Raw genomic sequence first — 17952 nt, forward strand, 5'->3', positions numbered from 1 at the left:
TTCGGGGTTTGGTCTGTCGTGCGAGGTCACCTCGTTTCGCCATGCCGTGATGATCCTGGGCCTGAACAAGCTGTTCCGCTGGGCGGCCCTGCTGATGACCACCTCGCGCGGGGGCGGGGGAGCGCCACCCGCCGTGGGCCAGACGGCCGTGGTGCGCGGACGCTTGATGGAGTTGCTCGCCGCCGAGTTGCTGCCGCCCGAAGAGTGCGACAACGCCTTCGTGGTGGGCCTGTTCTCGCTGCTCGACAGCATGCTCGGAATGCCGCTGGAAAAAGCCCTCGCATCCGTGGCCCTGCCCGAACCCGTGATGGGCGCGCTGCTGCACGGCACCGGCGTTTTTGCCCCGTTTCTGGAATTGGTCAAGGCCTGCGAAAGCGGTGACGAAGCGGTGTTTGCGCGGACGACCGATGCCCTGCAGCTTTCCAACCGCCAGGTGAACTGGGCCCATCTGCAGGCCCTGACATGGGCCGAGAGCCTGAACGTCTAGCGGCGCGCGCCTGAGTCCGTCAGCAAATGCGCATTCTTGGTATCGACCCGGGGCTGCAAACCACCGGCTTTGGTGTCGTGGACATGGATGGCCACAAGCTCAGCTATGTGGCCAGCGGCACCATCCGCACCACCACGCTGGCGTTGGGCAACCTGCCCGGGCGCCTGAAAATTCTGTTCGACGGGATTACCGAGGTGGTGGCACGCTACCAGCCCGATGCGGCGTCGGTGGAAATCGTGTTCGTGAACGTCAACCCGCAATCCACCCTGTTGCTCGGCCAGGCGCGCGGCGCCTGCATCACGGCCCTGGTGGCGAGCCAGTTGCCCGTGGCGGAATACACCGCGCTGCAGATGAAAAAAGCCGTGGTCGGCCATGGCCGCGCGACCAAGAGCCAGGTGCAGGAGATGACGCGCCGCCTGCTGCAGATGCCCGGTTTGCCCGGCACCGACGCCGCCGACGGCCTGGGCCTGGCCATCACCCACGCCCACGCGGGCGCCGCCATGCGCCGCCTGGACGCGGCCGCAACGCTGAACCGCCGCCAGCACGCCATGTACAAGGGCGGGCGCAGCTACTGACGCGCTGCCGCCGCACGTGGCGTGCTCATGGCACGGGTTCCTGGACCATCGGCAGCTTGAGCTGGTGCTTTCTTGCCGTCGCGATGGCGCTGTCATAGCCCGCGTCGGCATGGCGCATCACGCCGCTCGCCGGGTCGTTCCAGAGCACGCGCGCGATGCGCTTGTCCGCCGCGTCGCTCCCGTCGGCAACGATCACCACGCCCGCGTGCTGCGAGTAGCCCATGCCGACGCCGCCACCGTGGTGCAGGCTGACCCAGGTGGCGCCGCCCGCGGTGTTGAGCAGGGCGTTGAGCAGCGGCCAGTCGCTGACGGCGTCGGTGCCGTCTTGCATGGCCTCGGTCTCGCGGTTCGGACTGGCGACCGAGCCGGTGTCGAGGTGGTCGCGGCCGATGACGATGGGCGCCTTCAGTTCACCCCTTCGCACCATCGCGTTGAACGCCAGACCGGCGACGTGGCGCTCGCCCAGGCCGAGCCAGCAGATGCGTGCGGGCAGGCCCTGGAAGACGATGCGCTCGCGCGCCATGTCCAGCCAGCGGTGCGTGTGGGTGTTCTCGGGGAACAGTTCCTTGATCTTGGCGTCGGTCCTGTAGATGTCCTGCGGGTCGCCCGAGAGCGCGACCCAGCGGAACGGCCCCTTGCCTGCGCAGAACAGCGGACGGATGTAGGCCGGCACGAAGCCAGGGAAGTCGAAGGCGTTTTGCACGCCCTCGTCGAAGGCGACTTGGCGGATATTGTTGCCGTAGTCAACCGTGGGGACGCCCATGGCCTGGAAGTCGAGCATGGCTTGCACGTGCACGGCGCACGATTTGGCGGCCGCTTTCTTGAGCGCGCCGTGTTGCGCAGCGTTCTGCATCGCGGCCTGCCATTGCGGCACGGTCCAGCCCGCAGGCAGGTAGCCGTGGATCAGGTCGTGCGCAGAGGTTTGATCGGTCACGAGGTCGGGCTTGGGGCCCCCGGCCTGCGCGCGCCGGACCAGTTCCGGCAGGATCTCGGCCGCATTGCCGAGCAGTGCGATGGACACGGCCTGCCTGGCGTTGCAGTGCTGCCCGATGAGTTCCAAGGCATGGTCGATGTTGCGCGCCTGTTCGTCGACGTAGCGCGTGCGCAGGCGGAAGTCGATGCGCGTCTGCTGGCACTCGATGGTGAGCGAGGCCGCGCCCGCCAGCGTGGCCGCGAGCGGTTGCGCGCCGCCCATGCCGCCGAGGCCGGCCGTGAGGATCCACCGGCCCGCGAGGCTGTTGCCGTAATGCTGACGACCGGCTTCGGTGAAGGTCTCGAAGGTGCCTTGCACGATGCCTTGGCTGCCGATGTAGATCCAGCTGCCAGCCGTCATCTGGCCGTACATGAAAAGGCCCCGGCGGTCGAGTTCGTTGAACTGCTCCCAATTGGCCCAGTGCGGCACGAGGTTCGAGTTGGCGAGCAGCACGCGCGGTGCGTTCTCGTGCGTCTTGAACACGCCGACCGGCTTGCCCGATTGAATGAGCAGCGTCTCGTCGTCTTCAAGTTCCTTCAGCGACGCCAGGATCTGGTCGTAGCAGGCCCAGTCGCGCGCGGCGCGGCCGATGCCACCGTAGACCACGAGGTCCTGCGGGCGTTCGGCCACCTCGGCGTCGAGGTTGTTTTGCAGCATGCGGAACGGCGCTTCGGTGAGCCAGCTCTTGCAGCTGAGCGTGCTGCCGCGTGGCGCGCGAATCACGCGGGTCGGGTCATGGCGCGGATCGGGAGTGGCGGAACCCGCGCGGGCACCGGTCAAGTCGGCTGCGTTCATCGAGAGTCTCCCAGGTCAAGCGAATGGGTCCTTTGCCAGGCTCGGCAAGATCGCTGTCAGCGATGCGGGCCAAGCGCGGCCCTGTGCGCCCATGGCCCACAAGCGCATGGCTTCCACGTCGGGCGCAAGGAATCGGTCTTGGTCCAGAAAGGCGACGCGTTCGCGGATGGCGGCAAACTCCGCCTCGATGCATGGCGATGATTTCAGCCGGCGTTTGAGTTCCATGCCCTGGCAGGCGGCCATGGCCTCGATGCCAACGACAACGGCGGTGTTGTTCACCATGTCGGCCAGGCGACGGGCGGCGAAGGTGGCCATCGACACATGGTCCTCCTGGTTGGCCGAAGTGGGCAGGCTGTCCACGCTGGCGGGATGCGCGAGCGATTTGTTTTCCGAAGCCAATGCGGCAGCGGTGACCTGCGCCATCATGAAGCCGGAGTTGACGCCCCCGTCGTGCACGAGAAACGGCGGCAGTCCCGACAGGCCGGTGTCGAGCAGCAGCGCCGTCCGCCGCTCGGAGAGCGCACCCATCTCGCTGACCGCCAACGCGATGATGTCGGCAGCAAACGCCACGGGTTCCGCATGGAAATTCCCGCCGGAGATCGCCTCACCGGTATCGGCGAACACCAGCGGATTGTCCGAAGCCGCGTTGGCCTCGATCACCAGGACGCGCGCCGCATGGCGGAGGTTGTCCAAACAGGCCCCCATGACCTGCGGCACGCACCGGATGGAATAGGGGTCCTGCACGCGACCGCAGTCGGCGTGGGAGGGAATGATTTCGCTGCCGTCGAGCAGCGCGCGCACCGCAGCGGCAACCGCAATTTGCCCCGGCTGACCCCGGGCGGCATGAATGCGTTCGTCGTAGGGCTTGATGGAGCCCTGAATGGCCTCCAGCGAAAGCGCGCCCGCGAGCAGTGCGGCGCACAGAACATGCTCGGCGCCAAACAGACCGGCCAGCGCCAGCGCAGTAGATACCTGCGTGCCATTGAGCAGCGCCAGGCCTTCCTTGGGACCGAGTACGAAGGGTGAGAACCCGGCGCGACGCATCGCCTCCGCCCCCTGGAGCACACTGCCCTCTGGCGCAATGACTTCCCCTTCCCCGATGAGCACGCAGGCCAAATGGGCCAGGGGCGCCAGGTCACCCGAGGCGCCAACGGAACCCTTGCCGGGAATGCGCGGCAGCAGATCGGCATTCAGCAGGGCCAGCAGTGCATCGACGATTTCCGGTCGCACGCCGGAGTGCGCACGCGCCAAGCTCACGGCCTTGGTCGCAAGAATCAGGCGGACGACTCCGGCAGGCAGATCCGCGCCCGTGCCCACGCTGTGCGACAGCACGAGGTTGCGTTGCAGCGCGGCCAGTTGCTGCGCGGGAATGACGGTCTGCGCCAGCTTGCCGAAGCCGGTGTTGATGCCGTAGACCACGGCGCCAGCATGCAGGATGTCGTGCACGACGCGTTGCGCAGCCAACAGATTGGCGCGGGCCGAGTCCACCATCGTCACACGCACCCCACCGGCATGGATGCGCACAAGGCTCTGCAAGCTGACGGTGCCCGGTACCAGTTCAATCACATTTCGGGACATGGACATCCTTTGAGCCAAGCAGAGCAAAGTCACCCGGTTCGTTCCTGCAAGAAACGACCAAAGCAGTGTAGTTGTTCCCTGCGGGAGAAAGCGTAACGCACGGCAATGCCGGACGCCGAATCGGGCGCGGGGGAGCAGCAGAGAACCCGGCTACGATCCTCTCCCGCAGCGAAATGCCTTTGCGATCCCGCTGGAACGATTCCTCGACCTTCTGACTGGAGATACACGCCGTGGCCCATGCCGCTTTCCACTGGGATGACCCCTTCCTGCTCGGGCAGCAGCTGAGCGACGACGAGCGCATGCTGCGTGACGCGGCCGCCGCTTACTGCCAGGACAAACTGGCCCCGCGCGTGCTCGACGCCTTCCGCCACGAAAAAATGGACCCCGGTATCTTCCGCGAGATGGGCGCAATCGGCCTGCTGGGCCCTACCATTTCCGAGCGCTACGGCGGCCCGGGCCTGAACCACGTGGCCTACGGCCTGATTGCCCGCGAGATCGAGCGCGTGGATTCGGGCTACCGTTCAATGGCCAGCGTGCAAAGCTCGCTGGTGATGCTGCCGATCCATGAATTCGGCACCGAGGCCCAGCGCCAGAAATACCTGCCCGGGCTGGCCCGCGGCGAGTGGATCGGCTGCTTTGGCCTGACCGAGCCCGACCACGGCTCCGACCCCGGCAGCATGGCCACGCGCGCGCACAAGGTGGCCGGCGGCTACCGGATCGAGGGCAGCAAGATGTGGATCACCAACAGCCCCGTGGCCGACGTATTCGTGGTCTGGGCCAAGGAAGTGTCCGCAGGGGGCGCGCTGGGCCCCATCCGTGGCTTCGTGCTGGAAAAGGGCATGCGCGGGCTGAGCGCCCCGGCGATCCACGGCAAGATCGGCCTGCGCACGTCGGTCACCGGCGAGATCGTGATGAATGCCGTATTCGTTCCCGAAGAAAACGCCTTCCCTGAAGTGCAAGGCCTCAAGGGCCCCTTCACCTGCCTGGACAGCGCGCGCTACGGCATCGCCTGGGGCGCCCTGGGCGCCGCCGAATTCTGCTGGCACCGCGCGCGCCAGTACACGCTCGAGCGCAAGCAATTCGGTCGCCCTCTGGCGGCGAACCAACTCGTCCAGAAAAAGCTCGCCGACATGCAGACCGAGATCGCCATCGGCCTGCAAGCCTGCCTGCGCCTGGGCCGCATGAAGGACGAAGGCACGGCCGCCGTGGAGGCCACCTCACTCATCAAGCGCAACAGCTGCGGCAAGGCGCTGGACATCGCCCGCCAGGCGCGCGACATGCTGGGCGGCAACGGCATCAGCGACGAGTTCGGCGTGGCCCGCCACCTGGTGAACCTGGAAGTGGTGAACACCTACGAGGGAACGCACGACGTGCACGCGCTGATCCTGGGCCGTGCCATCACCGGCATTGCGGCCTTCTCGAACTGAGATCGGATCAATCGCTGCGATCCATCAGCAGCGCTTGCCGCAGCAGGCGCGTGGCCCGGTCGCGGATGCGCAGCGGGCTGTTGCCCGGTTGCGGGCGCGCCTTGGCCAGCGCGCAGGCGGCCAGAAAGTCCTGCAAGATGGCGCTGTCGTCCAGGGTGTCCAGGCCGTGCCGGTGGAACTCCGGGTGCCATTGCGTGGCGGCGATGTAGCCCCTGCCCCGCGCGGGGCTGCGGCGGATCGCCTCGGGCACGCCGTCGGGGCGGCTCCAGGCTTCGATCTGAAAGCCCGGCGCGAGCGACTTGATTGCCTGGTGGTGGATGCTGTTCACGCGCGCCAGCCGCTGGCTGGGGTAGAGGCTCGCCAGGCGCGTTCCCGGAATGATTTCCACCGCATGAAAGTTCTGGTCGTAGGTGGCCGCGTCGCGGTGGCGCAGCGCGCCGGGGTGCTGGGTTTCGATGTCCTGGTACAGCGTGCCGCCAAACGCCACATTGATGAGTTGCAGCCCGCGGCACACACCAAAGATCGGCTTGCCGATCTGCTCGAATGCCTCGACCACGGCCAGGTCGTACAGGTCGCGCACGCGGTCGCCAAGCCATTCCGCGCGCAACGGCGCCTCGCCGTAGCTGCCGGGCCAGATGTCGGCGCCACCGTGCAGGACCACGCCGTCCAGCCAGTCGGCATAGTGGGCCAGCGTGACGTCGCCCCGGGCCGTCTCTCCGGTGGGACAGGGCACCATCACCACCATGGCCCCGGCGGACATGATCCAGTGCGCGATCGACTGCTCCACGTATTGCAGGGTCTTGCCCGTGAACAACGAGCGGTCGGGGTCAGCGTGTTGAAAACAGGCGGACAAACCAATCTTGAGGCGGCGGGTGGCGGGCATGGGGTCCTCCGGAGGGAATGCGGTTTGCGTGTCACCTACGAAAAAGAAATAATCGCACCAATTTGTAATATTGTGTCTGCGTGGTGTTTACCGGGAAAAGCCGGTGCACGGCCGATCGGGCGCACCTCCAGCACGCGCAGGACGAGCCGCTCCACGGCGCCCGGCAATGTGGCGTATGCAGTCTTTAATTTGTAACATTTGTCCTGTAGCATCTGAATAGCGTCGGTATCAATTGACAATTTCGTCAGAAATTTGCCCCCATTCATAAGAAGTCTATTTTGCAGAGTGAAATAAACTTGCTCCCATTGTTGACTTTACCTTTTGTCTCGCCGAACAATGGCCTGTCAGACAATCTAAACGCAAAACAAGAGCAACGTGAGCACCATCATCGCCCCAGGTCTCGTCGACCCACACGACCTCAGCACGGACCGTCAGTTCTCCATGAATCTGGCGCGTGGTTTAAAGGTATTGCGTGCATTCACGCCAACGGCGCGGTTGCTTGGCAACCGGGAGCTTGCGGACCGCACGGGTCTGCCCAAGCCAACCATCTCGCGCCTGACCTACACCCTCTCGCTGCTGGGCTACTTGAACCGTGATGCGGCGCATCAGAAGTACCGGCTCAGTCCCGGCACGCTGTCGCTGGTCCATCCCCTGCTCGCGAGCATCGCGGTGCGCCAGTTGGCCAAGCCAATCATGGAAGCGCTGGCGCGCAGCACCGGGTGCACCGTGAATCTGGGCATACGCGACCGCATCCACGTCGTGTACATCGAGTCGGTGCATTCCGACACGAGCAACCTGCACCATTCGGACATCGGCAGTGTGCGGCCGCTGTTGTCCAGCGCCATCGGGCGCGCGCTGATCCTGGCCTGCCCCGCGAAGGAGCAGGCGGCGATCATCAACTACCTGCGGGTACAGAACCGCACCCTGTTCGATACGCACCGGGTCATGTGGGAAGCCGACCAGAGGCTGTTTGCCGAGCGCTCCTACTGCCATTCGCGCGGCGACTGGTGCCAGGACGTGCATGCGGTCGCGGTCCCGCTGCGGCAGCCCGCGAACGAGCCGCCGCTGGCCATCAACTGCTCGCTGATCACGCACCGCGCGCAGAAGGACCGGCTGGTGCGCGAGGTCGTCCCGCTGCTGCGCGACGCGGTGTTCCGGCTGGAAACCGCGCAGGGCCTGCGCTGAAAGCCGGCCGCGCTGCGGCATGCCCCGCAATGTCCCCGCCATAGCAGCGGGTCATTGCGAAATCTTGCGCGCCTCTTCGATCTGGTATTCGAAATACCGTTGAAAGCCGAACGCGAGGCTCGCCATCAGCACGCTGGTGCCCACGAGCAGCGAAAGCACGATGGCGCCCACGGTGAGCCAGCGTGTTTCGCCGGCGGCGGCGTCAAGGGGCGCGGTGGGGTTGTAGCGGGCATTCCATGCATCGGGCGCCATCAGCGCGAACAGGATGGCGCGCAGCGCGCAGCCCGCGATGGTCAGGCCGAGCAGCGGAATCAGCACCCAGCTGTAATGGTCGTCCTGACCAAACTGTTGCACCCGCTCGACGCCGTAAATTCCCAGCGCCGTGGGGATGGGCAGCAGCCAGCCCGGCAGGTCCGCCAGGCCGTGCAGATAAAAGCGGTGCAGGCCCACGGGCCCGCCGACGAAAGCGAGCCAGGCCGCCAGGGTTTTGTTTTTCATGGTTTTGCTCATTCCGGCGCGGTGCGGTCTGCCTCGCCCAGGGGCTTTTCCATGAGCACGACGTCGCGCCAGGCGCCGAACTTCCAGCCCACGGACCGCATGATTCCCACCTCGGTAAAGCCCAGCGCGCGGTGCACGCCGATCGATCCCGCGTTCGCCGAGTCGCCGATGACGGCCAGCAGCTTGCGCACGCCCGCGGCCTCGGCCTGCGCCGCCACTTCGGTCAACAGCCTGCGCCCCAGACCCAGGCCGCGGGCGCTGTCGCTCACGTAGATCGAGTCTTCGGCCGAGAAACGGTACGCCGGGCGCGGCTTGAACCAGTTGGCGTAGGCAAAGCCCAACACTTGGCCGTCTTTCTCGGCGACCAGCCAGGGCAGGCCGCGCGCCAGCACATCCGCGCGGCGGGCGGCCATATCGGCTTCGCAAGGGGGATCGATCTCGAACGTCCCCGTGCCGTGGAGCACATGGTGCCGGTAGATGGCGGCAATGGCGGGGATGTCGCTGGCGGCGCTGGGGCGGATGGTGGGCATACCGTGGATAGGGATATAATTTCGGGTTTTGCAGCGGGGCGCTGGCTGGGTGGTCACGCCGCGTGTTTCAAACGAGACGAAACGCTGTGAATCATTGTGTATTTGCTTGGCTGGTTGCGGACATTGTGCGGCTCTCTGGGCAAGACTCGGGGTCACTCAGGGCCAATGGCGTACCGCAGGCCTCCCCCGAAGGATAAATCATGGTCGTCATTCGACTCTCCCGCGGCGGCTCCAAGGGCCGTCCTTTTTTCAGCATCGTCGTCGCCGACAGGCGCGTGCGCCGTGACGGCCGCTTCATCGAGCGCATTGGCTTCTACAACCCCAGCGCCAAGGAAAACGAAGAGGGTCTGCGCATCGTGCAAGACCGGCTGACGTACTGGCAGAGCGTGGGCGCCCAGTCCTCGCCCACCGTGGACCGGCTGGTCAAGCAGGCCGCCAAGAAGGTGGCCTGAAGTGCCCCGAAAAGGGCGGGCTCCGTTGGTTTGCCGCACGGAACCCGCCCTTTTTTCATTTTGCTTTCCCGTTCCGGAACCCCTGCATGGCCGCGAGCCTGCCCCTGGACCCCGCGCAGCTGCCTGACGACGCCGTCGAAGTGGGGCGTATTGCCGACGCCTGGGGGGTCAAGGGCTGGTTCAAGGTGCTGCCCCATAGCCGCGATCCGCAGGCTCTGTTCGCGTCCAGGCGCTGGTATCTGCAACCGTCCGAGCGTGGCGCCAAGACCTTCAGCGGCACGCTGCGGCTGTCCATTCTCCAGGCCAGGGAGCACGCCGACGTGCTCGTCGCGCAGGCGCAGGGAATCGACGACCGCGACGCCGCCGATTCCCTGCGCGGAGCGCGCATCTTCGTTGCACGCTCGGGTTTTCCATCGCCCGCGCAAGATGAGTACTACTGGGTCGATCTGATCGGCCTTCAGGTCAGCAACCGCGAAGGCGTGGCCCTGGGGCAGGTGCGCGAACTGCTGTCCACAGGCCCGCAGACGGTGCTGGTTCTGGCCTGCGAGCAGGACGGCAAGGCGCACGAGCGCATGATTCCTTTTGTCTCGGCCTTCGTGGACACGGTGGACCTGCCCGAGAAACGCATCATCGTCGACTGGCAGCCCGACTACTGACCAAGCCCCGCGCCCCGCATGCGCTTTGACGTCATCACCCTGTTTCCCGGGCTGTTTGCGCCCTTTCTCACGAGCGGCGTGACCCGCCGCGCGTACGCCGGCGGGCAGGTTGACGTGCGCCTGTGGAATCCGCGCGACCATGCCGAGGGCAATTACCGCCGCGTGGACGACCGTCCTTATGGCGGCGGCCCGGGCATGGTCATGCTCGCCGAGCCGCTGCTGCGCTGCCTGGAGGCCGTGCGTGCCGAACGCGCCGAACCGCGCGAGAGCCAAGCTCCGCTGCTGCTGTTTTCGCCCGTCGGCAGGCCGCTCGACCACGCCGCCGTGGAGCGCTGGTCGGCGAGCGCCGGGGCCATTCTGTTGTGCGGACGCTATGAGGGAATCGACCAACGCTTCATCGACGCGCACGTCGATCTGCAAATGAGCCTGGGCGATTTTGTTCTCTCAGGAGGAGAAATCGCCGCCATGGCCTTGCTCGACGCCGTCGCGCGCTTGCAGCCCGGCGTGCTCCATGACGCGGACAGCCACCAGTGCGAGAGCTTTCATCCCGTACTCGACGGCCTGCTCGACTGCCCGCACTACACCCGTCCCGAGGAATGGGCCGGGCGGCGGGTGCCTGCCGTCCTCGTATCCGGGCAGCATGCGCAGATAGCGCGCTGGCGCCGTGAGCAGCAACTGGCGATCACGTCGCGCAACCGGCCCGATTTGCTCGACGCGGCGCGCAAGGCCGGCCGCCTGAGCCCTGCGGACGAAGCGGCGCTCCCTGATGCCTGATGCCCTGGAGCGCAACGCGCCGGGGAATTGAATTGCTACAATCGAGGGCTTTTCGATCCTCTGGCCGGCCGTTTTGCAAGCCTCGCGCCGCTGCACAACCCTTGAGACGTCAATCCCGACGCTGCCACTTTGGGCGCGGCCAAGATCGCTGGGAATATAGCCATGAACCTGATCCAGACTCTGGAAGCGGAAGAAATCGCCCGCTTGAACAAGACCATCCCGGACTTCTCCCCGGGCGACACGGTGATCGTGAGCGTGAACGTGGTCGAAGGTACGCGCAAGCGCGTGCAGGCTTACGAGGGGGTGGTCATCGCCAAACGCAACCGCGGCCTGAACAGTGGCTTCACCGTGCGCAAAATCTCCAGCGGCGAAGGCGTGGAGCGCACCTTTCAGACCTATAGCCCGCTGATCGCCGGAATCGAGGTCAAGCGCCGCGGCGACGTGCGCCGCGCCAAGCTGTACTACCTGCGCGCGCGCAGCGGCAAGTCGGCACGCATCAAGGAAAAGCTGCCCGCGCGCACCAAGGCCGTAGCCCCCGCCGCGTAACGGCCATCACGGAATGGCGCATGGGGCGCGCGCGCCGGCCAAGCCACTGCGCCGCCTCAGCCGCATCAACCGATAAAGGCGTCGCCCCCCGGATTGCGGCTGCGCAGCTGCTGCTCCAACTGCCCCACGTACGCGGCCGTGGTGTTGTCCGACTCCTCGGCCCGCGCTGCGAGGCGCGCTTCCAGCTGATCCAGCCGCGCCAGGAACGCTGCATGGGTCTGCTGGCTCTGGGCGTCCAGGAACGCGCGCAGTTCGGTGAAACGCGAGGCCTCGGCCTTGTCGGCCAGGTCGCGCTGGGCCTGCAACTCCTTGGTGTGGCGGCGCGTTTCCAGGAGGACGGAGCCATGCAGCGAAAGCACATAGGCCAGGAAGAAGGTGCCCAGCAGCGCTGTGAGCGCCAGCATCAAGAGCCCCAGCGGAGCTTCCACGGAGACCAGCCCCAGCGATATCTGCGAGGGGGTCGTCAGGGCGGGCCAGTTCAGGACCGCCAGCGCCACGATGCTCAGCACCGTCAAGAGCAGAACGAAGGAACGCAATTGCATGGGGAATCTCCGGTAGACGACGCCCGGCCAGGGCGGCCGATCACATCGATGCGACCGTTGTAATGTATGCGGTGGCGCTCACCGCCACCCCGCCCGGGCGCAATTTCCGGCCGCATCCTGCTGCGGACCCTGACCCTGGTGCAGAGTCGGTATCAGTTGGTCTGCGACAACTGCTCCAGGATGGCGGGATTTTCCAGCGTGCTGATGTCTTGCGTGATGGCCTCCCCCTTGGCAATGCTGCGCAGCAGGCGGCGCATGATCTTGCCGCTGCGCGTCTTGGGCAGGTTGTCGCCAAAGCGGATGTCCCGGGGCTTGGCGATCGGGCCGATTTCCTTGGCCACCCAGTTGCGCAGTTCGTTGGCGATCTGCCCGGCCTCCTCGCCCGTGGGGCGCGCGCGCTTGAGCACCACGAAGGCGCAGATGGCCTCCCCCGTCACGGCGTCGGGGCGGCCCACCACGGCGGCCTCGGCGACCAAGTCGGTCTTGGCGACCAACGCCGATTCGATCTCCATCGTTCCCATGCGGTGGCCCGAGACGTTGAGCACGTCGTCGATGCGGCCCGTGATGCGAAAGTAGCCGCGGTCGACGCTGCGCACCGCACCGTCGCCGGCCAGGTAATAGCCCCTGAGTTCCTCGGGGAAGTAGCTCTTTCTGAAGCGCTCGGGGTCGTTCCAGATGGTGCGGATCATGCTCGGCCAGGGCCGCTTGATGACCAGGATGCCGCCCGCGCCGTGGGGCATGTCGCGGCCCGTCTCGTCGACGACGGCAGCAGCGATTCCGGGCAGCGGCAGCGTGCAACTGCCCGGAACGAGCGGGGTGGCCCCGGGCAGCGGCGCAATGACGTGGCCGCCGGTTTCGGTCTGCCAGAAGGTGTCCACGACGGGGCAACGCCCGCCCCCCACGTTCTGGTGGTACCACATCCAGGCCTCGGGGTTGATGGGCTCGCCCACGCTGCCCAGGATGCGCAGGCTCGACAGGTCGGAGCGCGCGGGGTGCACGGCCGCGTCGGCTTCGGCCGCCTTGATGAGCGAGCGGATGGCCGTGGGCGCGGTGTAGAAGATCGTGCACCGGTGGCGCTCTATCATCTGCCAGAAGCGGCCCGCGTTCGGGAACGTGGGGACGCCTTCGAAGATGATCTGCGTGGCGCCCGCGGCCAGCGGGCCGTAGGCCACATAGGTGTGGCCCGTGATCCAGCCGATGTCTGCGGTGCACCAGAAGACATCGTCCGCGCGCAGGTCGAAGGTCCAGTCCATGGTCATCTTGGCCCACAGCAGATAGCCGCCCGTGCTGTGCTGCACGCCCTTGGGCTTGCCGGTGGAGCCGCTGGTGTACAGGATGAACAGCGGGTGCTCGGCGCCCACGGCAAGCGCCGCGCAATCCGTGCTCTGGCCCGCGAGCGCCTCGGCAAAGCTCTTGTCGCGGCCGGCCCGCATGGCGCAGGCCGTGGCCGTGCGCTGATAAACGAACACGTTGCGCACGCCGTCGCAGCCGCCCATGGCCAGGGCTTCGTCGATGGTCGTCTTCAGCGGCAGTTCCTTGCCGCCGCGCATCTGGCAGTTGGCGGTGACCACGGCCACGGCGCCCGCATCGACGATGCGCTCGTGCACGGCCTTGGCGCTGAAGCCGCCAAACACCACGCTGTGCGTGGCGCCAATGCGGGCGCAGGCCTGCATCGCGACCACGCCCTCGATGGACATGGGCATGTAGATCAGCACCCGATCCCCCTTGGCGACGCCGTGCGCCTTGAGCGCATTCGCAAACTGACCCACGCGCGCGAACAGTTCCCTGTAGCTGACGCGGGTCAGCGCGCCGTCGTCGGCCTCGAAGACGATCGCGGTCTTGTTCTCGGTGGGCGTGCCGACGTGGCGGTCCAGGCAGTTCGCCGAGGCATTCAGTTCACCGTCGGCAAACCACTGGAAAAACGGCGCGTTGGACGCATCGAGCGTGCGCGTAAAGGGTCGGCTCCACTGCAGGTTGCTGCGCGCCTGGCGCGCCCAGAACCCCTCGAAATCCCCGTCCGCCTCGGCGCACAGCGCCGCGTATGCAGCCATGCCGGACACGCGCGCAGCCTGGACGATGGCGTCCGCCGGAGGGAATACGCGGTTCTCGACCAGCATGGACTCGATGGCGGACGCGGGCGCGGACGCAGTCATGGTTTTGTCTCCTTGATCGCATGATGAAACGGGCCGGTACTGTCGGACCCGGCGCTTACGGGCCACTGACGGGCCACGGACGGGCGTGGATTTGATCACACCACCAGGGGTGCTTACGCACTGGCCAGGGCACCGCAGCCGCCACGCTGCGTGGCCAGCAAGCCATCGCACCGCGGGGGGGTTGCGCCATCGATCGATTCCACGTGGCCCAAACACTCATAATGAGCGCACATGAACAGAGAACCCACTCCTGAATCCAGCTACACGATCGCGCGTTTCTGGCGCTGTGCCCTGCAGGTAAACCCGTTCGGCTACCAAACCCAATACCACGGCATCGAACACGGGCTGGATGAAGCTGCTTACAATCAGCAGGTGCTCGACCAGTGCCGGGCACTTGAAATCACGGTAGTTGGCGTTGCGGACCACGGCAGCGTCGATGCAGTCGATGGTTTGCGCCGGTTCCTCGAACCACACGGCATCATCGTCTTTCCCGGTTTCGAGATTGCGTCCAGCGAGAAAGTACACATGGTCTGCCTGTTTCCCGAAGACACGACCACAGATCAATTGAATCGATACCTGGGCAAGCTGTCTCTCACAGATCCCGGGGATACGGTGCAGCCTTCCAACAAAACCTGTCTCGACCTTGCGCGGATAATTTTCGATTGTGGTGGTTTCTGGTATGCCGCGCACATGACCGGCGCCAACGGCCTGCTGCATCTGAACCAAGCTGGCGGGGGACTTTCCCACATATGGAAGGACGAGACGTTGGTCAAAGCTGGCCAGATTCCCGGACCCCTCGAGGATTTGCCACAAAACCACAAGCAAATCGTCCTCAACAAAGACCCGAACTACCGCCGCGCGCACCACATCGCGCTCCTGAATGCCAAGGATGTGGTCACGCCCGATGATTTGGCCAATCCACGCGCGAGCAGCTGGATCAAGATGACACGGCCGGGTTTCGAAAGCTTTCTTGCTGCATTCAAGGATCCTGATTCACGCATTCGACTCGGATTTCCGCCCGAGGCGCACTATTCACGCATGGAGAAGCTGCGCTTTCATGGCGGCTACCTTGACGGCATCGGTATCGAGCTGTCGGCACATCTGAATGCCGTGATCGGCGGGCGTGGGACCGGTAAATCGACGCTGATCGAATGCCTGCGCTACGTACTCGACGTGCCACCGCGTGCGCTCTCCGCCAAACGACAGCATGATGAAATCATCAAGGCAAACCTGGGAGCCGGTGGGCGCATCGCATTGGAGGTGATCTCGCGCACGCAGAACGGCAGACGCTATTCGGTATCTCGTCGCTATGGTGAGCCTTCCGTCGTCAAAGACGATGCGGGGCAGGTATCGACCTTGCAACCGCGCGATCTTCTACCGCGCATCGAGATCTACGGTCAAAATGAAATCCTCGAGCTGGCCCGCGACCCTGCCAGCCAGGCAGCCATCTTGAATCGCTTTCTACCGAGCGGCAGCACGCTGACTGACGAACTCGGCGTCATTGCCAGGCAATTGATCAACAACCGCAACAAGCTGTTGACCGCTGCGCGGCAGAAGGACGATTTGCAGACGCAGGTTGCACGGCTGCCCAAACTGACCGAACAGGTGCAGCAGTTCAAGTCACTGGGTCTTGAAGACAAACTGGCCCTGGTGCCTCAACTGGAGCGCGAGAAGCAACTCGCCGAGCGCGTCAGCGAAGAACTCACCCGCGTGGCCGAGGGATTGGTCATGCTCAACGACAACCTTCCCGATACCGCGTTTCTCAGCGACAAGGCGCTTGACGGGCTGCCACATGCCCAGATCATGGTCCGCATGCGTGCCGCGCTCAATGGGCTCGGCAAGGAGATCACGACCCGACTCGCGGGGCTCCGGGAATTGCATGCTGCAACGACGATGGCGACCGATGCACAGCAGGCCGAATTGAAAAGCAAACTCGACGCCGAATCAGCGGCTCTTGAAAGGGTCTTCACAAACCTGCCCACCTTCGCAGGCAGGCCGGGCCGCGACGTGGGCCGGGCCTATCAGGAACTGCTGCGGGAGATCGAAACCATCCGCCCCAGCGAAGCGCGTGCAGGCAGCATGGATCGGTTATTGCACGAACTCCATGGCCAACGACGCGATCTGCTGGACGCATTTTCGCAACTGCGGGACCAGCGCACCGACGAGTTGCGCCAGGCCACCAGAAAACTCAACCGCAAGCTCGATGGCAAGCTGAGGCTGGATCTGAAGGCCGGGGCACAGCGCAGGGCGCTGAAAGAACTCCTGCTGCGGGTGCCCGGTCTCGGGGAAAAGAAACTTGCCTGGATCGATGAATCCGGAGAGAACCTGACCGTGCCCGCACTGGTCAAGGCAATGCGCGACGGCGAAAGCGCCATCGAGGCGCTGACCTCGGACTGGGGGATTCAGCCCTCGGCGATCGAGGCCCTGGCCCGCCTCGACCGCAGCCTGGTGCTGGAAATCGAAGAAATCGACCTGCAAGATCAGATCCTGATCGAACTGAACATCGCGCACGAGGGTGCGTTGTTCAAGCCGCTGGATCAACTCTCCACGGGGCAGCAGTGCACGGCAATCCTGCACCTGCTGCTGTTGAAGAACGACGACCCGCTCATCATGGACCAGCCCGAGGACAATCTGGACAATGCCTTCATCGCCGAACGGATCGTGACCCAGTTGCGCGGAGCAAAGACCGAGCGGCAGTTCCTGTTCGCCACCCACAACGCAAACATCCCGGTGTTCGGCGATGCCGAGTGGATCGGTATCTTCTCGTCCGATGGATCCCGCGCACAAATGCCCGCCACGGCGCAGGGCTCCATCGACGTGCCGGATATTCGCGACCGCGTCGCCGAAATCCTGGAAGGTGGCCGGGAGGCGTTTTCCCGGCGCAAGGAAAAGTACGGTTTTTAGAGAGAGAAGATAGATGCTCAAAACGGAGTTGCTGGAAATCATTGCAAATGGCGAAAACTCGGGCGTCGAGTTCAAACGCGATGACATCCGCGCCGACGCGCTCGCCAGAGAAATCGTCGCAATGGCCAACCTGCGCGGCGGCATGGTTCTGCTCGGCGTCGAGGACGACGGCACAATCTCCGGCATCCAGCGCGGGAACCTCGAGACTTGGGTGATGGATGCCATCCTGGGGCATGTGCATCCCATGCTGCTGCCGTTCTACGAAGTCGTTGCGCTTGATGGCGGTCAACGCGTCGCGGTGGTTTCGGTCACGACGGGAAGCAGCAAGCCGTACGTCCTTCGCCACAACGGCCGCGAAGAGATCTATATCCGCGTCGGAAGTACCGTGCGATTTGCCGACCGCAACCAGCAAGCGCGACTGTTTGCGACGGGAGGCCTGCTGCACAGCGAAACCATGCCCGTCTCCGGAGCGACTATTCATGCCTTGGACCGCGAACGCCTCCAAGACTATCTTCTGAGCTGCGCTGGCGACCGCGAACTGCCAGCGACGGAAGTTGCGTGGATCGATCGCATGCTGGGCTTGGGCTTCATGACCGACGTCCATGCGGCGGCGCCGGTTTGCACCATTGCCGGCCTGGTGTTGTTTGGCCGCACACCGCGCCGCTTCCTGCGTCAAGCGGGCATCCGGTGGATGGCGTTCAGCGGTATCGACAAGAGTTACCAAGCGCTTGACGACACGATTCTTGATGCGCCTCTGGTCGGCCGCTTTGCGCGCCAGGATGGTGGCGCGCGCGAATTGCTCGAACGCGGCCTGATCGAAGACCTGATGGACAGGCTGCAAGGCCAGCCTCTCGTCAGCACGGAGGGTGAAAACCTGGGCGACGGCCTGCGCCGGGAGCGTATCTGGCACTACCCGCCCGAGTCCTTGCGGGAGGCCGTTGTGAATGCGCTGGCGCACCGGGATTGGACCCGCACACCCGAAGTCGAGATCGTC

The 17952-nt window shown here is 65.2% G+C and carries 17 protein-coding genes; 10 read left to right on the forward strand and 7 right to left on the reverse strand.

Annotated features, from left to right (window positions below):
• A partial coding sequence (locus VTU_RS0112750) for an EAL and HDOD domain-containing protein (protein WP_010104726.1) occupies window positions 1-487 on the forward strand: 487 nt, incomplete at its 5' end.
• A gap of 26 nt (window positions 488-513) precedes the next feature.
• Window positions 514-1062: a crossover junction endodeoxyribonuclease RuvC gene (gene ruvC / locus VTU_RS0112755; RefSeq protein ID WP_010104727.1), complete on the forward strand. Its 549-nt coding sequence runs from the start codon at window positions 514-516 to the stop codon at window positions 1060-1062.
• A gap of 25 nt (window positions 1063-1087) precedes the next feature.
• Here ruvC and hutU read toward each other — a convergent pair whose 3' ends face one another.
• Both hutU and hutH read right to left on the reverse strand, forming a co-directional pair.
• The gene (hutU, locus tag VTU_RS0112760) at window positions 1088-2830 is read right to left on the reverse strand and encodes a urocanate hydratase (RefSeq protein WP_010104728.1); all 1743 of its coding nucleotides are present in this window, start codon (window positions 2828-2830) and stop codon (window positions 1088-1090) included.
• Window positions 2831-2845: 15 nt separating this feature from the next.
• A complete protein-coding gene (gene hutH / locus VTU_RS0112765; protein WP_010104729.1) occupies window positions 2846-4408 on the reverse strand; it encodes a histidine ammonia-lyase in 1563 nt (520 codons plus the stop codon).
• A gap of 230 nt (window positions 4409-4638) precedes the next feature.
• On the opposite strand from hutH, the gene VTU_RS0112770 reads away from it, so the two are divergent.
• Window positions 4639-5835 carry an acyl-CoA dehydrogenase gene (locus tag VTU_RS0112770; RefSeq protein ID WP_010104730.1) on the forward strand — a complete coding sequence of 399 codons (1197 nt, stop codon included), beginning with the start codon at window positions 4639-4641 and terminating at the stop codon, window positions 5833-5835.
• A gap of 7 nt (window positions 5836-5842) precedes the next feature.
• Here the strand turns inward: VTU_RS0112770 and VTU_RS0112775 are convergent, their stop codons facing one another.
• A complete protein-coding gene (locus VTU_RS0112775) occupies window positions 5843-6718 on the reverse strand; it encodes a gamma-glutamyl-gamma-aminobutyrate hydrolase family protein (protein WP_010104732.1) in 876 nt (291 codons plus the stop codon).
• 375 nt (window positions 6719-7093) lie between these two features.
• On the opposite strand from VTU_RS0112775, the gene VTU_RS0112780 reads away from it, so the two are divergent.
• Window positions 7094-7903, forward strand: a complete 810-nt coding sequence (locus VTU_RS0112780) for an IclR family transcriptional regulator (RefSeq protein ID WP_010104733.1) — start codon at window positions 7094-7096, stop codon at window positions 7901-7903.
• Window positions 7904-7954: 51 nt separating this feature from the next.
• Here the strand turns inward: VTU_RS0112780 and VTU_RS0112785 are convergent, their stop codons facing one another.
• A complete protein-coding gene (locus VTU_RS0112785) occupies window positions 7955-8401 on the reverse strand; it encodes a TM2 domain-containing protein (protein ID WP_010104734.1) in 447 nt (148 codons plus the stop codon).
• Between the two features lie 8 nt (window positions 8402-8409).
• Complete coding sequence (locus tag VTU_RS0112790) at window positions 8410-8931, reverse strand: GNAT family N-acetyltransferase (RefSeq protein WP_010104735.1); 522 nt, start codon at window positions 8929-8931, stop codon at window positions 8410-8412.
• A gap of 200 nt (window positions 8932-9131) precedes the next feature.
• On the opposite strand from VTU_RS0112790, the gene rpsP reads away from it, so the two are divergent.
• From rpsP to rplS, 4 genes are all read left to right on the forward strand, one after another.
• A complete protein-coding gene (rpsP, locus tag VTU_RS0112795) occupies window positions 9132-9383 on the forward strand; it encodes a 30S ribosomal protein S16 (RefSeq protein WP_010104736.1) in 252 nt (83 codons plus the stop codon).
• A gap of 86 nt (window positions 9384-9469) precedes the next feature.
• On the forward strand, window positions 9470-10039 hold the full coding sequence (rimM, locus tag VTU_RS0112800; protein ID WP_010104737.1) for a ribosome maturation factor RimM: 570 nt from the start codon (window positions 9470-9472) through the stop codon (window positions 10037-10039).
• Window positions 10040-10057: 18 nt separating this feature from the next.
• Window positions 10058-10813, forward strand: coding sequence for a tRNA (guanosine(37)-N1)-methyltransferase TrmD (gene trmD, locus VTU_RS0112805; protein ID WP_010104739.1), 756 nt, complete (start codon window positions 10058-10060; stop codon window positions 10811-10813).
• Window positions 10814-10975: 162 nt separating this feature from the next.
• Complete coding sequence (gene rplS / locus VTU_RS0112810; protein WP_010104741.1) at window positions 10976-11359, forward strand: 50S ribosomal protein L19; 384 nt, start codon at window positions 10976-10978, stop codon at window positions 11357-11359.
• A gap of 65 nt (window positions 11360-11424) precedes the next feature.
• Here rplS and VTU_RS0112815 read toward each other — a convergent pair whose 3' ends face one another.
• Together VTU_RS0112815 and acs are read right to left on the reverse strand one after the other, a co-directional pair.
• Window positions 11425-11901 carry a hypothetical protein gene (locus tag VTU_RS0112815; protein ID WP_010104743.1) on the reverse strand — a complete coding sequence of 159 codons (477 nt, stop codon included), beginning with the start codon at window positions 11899-11901 and terminating at the stop codon, window positions 11425-11427.
• Between the two features lie 152 nt (window positions 11902-12053).
• A complete protein-coding gene (gene acs, locus VTU_RS0112820) occupies window positions 12054-14054 on the reverse strand; it encodes an acetate--CoA ligase (RefSeq protein ID WP_010104745.1) in 2001 nt (666 codons plus the stop codon).
• A 231-nt stretch (window positions 14055-14285) separates the two neighbouring features.
• Here acs and VTU_RS0112825 point away from each other — a divergent pair, with 231 nt between their 5' ends.
• Window positions 14286-16958: a TrlF family AAA-like ATPase gene (locus tag VTU_RS0112825; protein ID WP_010104746.1), complete on the forward strand. Its 2673-nt coding sequence runs from the start codon at window positions 14286-14288 to the stop codon at window positions 16956-16958.
• A gap of 13 nt (window positions 16959-16971) precedes the next feature.
• The coding region (locus VTU_RS0112830) for an AlbA family DNA-binding domain-containing protein (RefSeq protein ID WP_010104747.1) at window positions 16972-17952 on the forward strand (981 nt) is incomplete at its 3' end.

This window comes from Verminephrobacter aporrectodeae subsp. tuberculatae At4, assembly GCF_000193225.1.
Lineage (GTDB): Bacteria > Pseudomonadota > Gammaproteobacteria > Burkholderiales > Burkholderiaceae_C > Acidovorax > Acidovorax aporrectodeae.

What these genes read in the sequence shown, in the direction of transcription:
- rpsP (WP_010104736.1), top strand. Translation starts at nt 9,132, where the DNA reads ATGGTCGTCATTCGACTCTCCCGCGGCGGCTCCAAGGGCCGTCCTTTT.
- VTU_RS0112790 (WP_010104735.1), bottom strand. Translation starts at nt 8,931, where the DNA reads ATGCCCACCATCCGCCCCAGCGCCGCCAGCGACATCCCCGCCATTGCC.
- hutH (WP_010104729.1), bottom strand. Translation starts at nt 4,408, where the DNA reads ATGTCCCGAAATGTGATTGAACTGGTACCGGGCACCGTCAGCTTGCAG.
- hutU (WP_010104728.1), bottom strand. Translation starts at nt 2,830, where the DNA reads ATGAACGCAGCCGACTTGACCGGTGCCCGCGCGGGTTCCGCCACTCCC.
- VTU_RS0112785 (WP_010104734.1), bottom strand. Translation starts at nt 8,401, where the DNA reads ATGAAAAACAAAACCCTGGCGGCCTGGCTCGCTTTCGTCGGCGGGCCC.
- acs (WP_010104745.1), bottom strand. Translation starts at nt 14,054, where the DNA reads ATGACTGCGTCCGCGCCCGCGTCCGCCATCGAGTCCATGCTGGTCGAG.
- VTU_RS0112815 (WP_010104743.1), bottom strand. Translation starts at nt 11,901, where the DNA reads ATGCAATTGCGTTCCTTCGTTCTGCTCTTGACGGTGCTGAGCATCGTG.
- rimM (WP_010104737.1), top strand. Translation starts at nt 9,470, where the DNA reads ATGGCCGCGAGCCTGCCCCTGGACCCCGCGCAGCTGCCTGACGACGCC.
- rplS (WP_010104741.1), top strand. Translation starts at nt 10,976, where the DNA reads ATGAACCTGATCCAGACTCTGGAAGCGGAAGAAATCGCCCGCTTGAAC.
- ruvC (WP_010104727.1), top strand. Translation starts at nt 514, where the DNA reads ATGCGCATTCTTGGTATCGACCCGGGGCTGCAAACCACCGGCTTTGGT.
- VTU_RS0112775 (WP_010104732.1), bottom strand. Translation starts at nt 6,718, where the DNA reads ATGCCCGCCACCCGCCGCCTCAAGATTGGTTTGTCCGCCTGTTTTCAA.
- VTU_RS0112825 (WP_010104746.1), top strand. Translation starts at nt 14,286, where the DNA reads ATGAACAGAGAACCCACTCCTGAATCCAGCTACACGATCGCGCGTTTC.
- trmD (WP_010104739.1), top strand. Translation starts at nt 10,058, where the DNA reads ATGCGCTTTGACGTCATCACCCTGTTTCCCGGGCTGTTTGCGCCCTTT.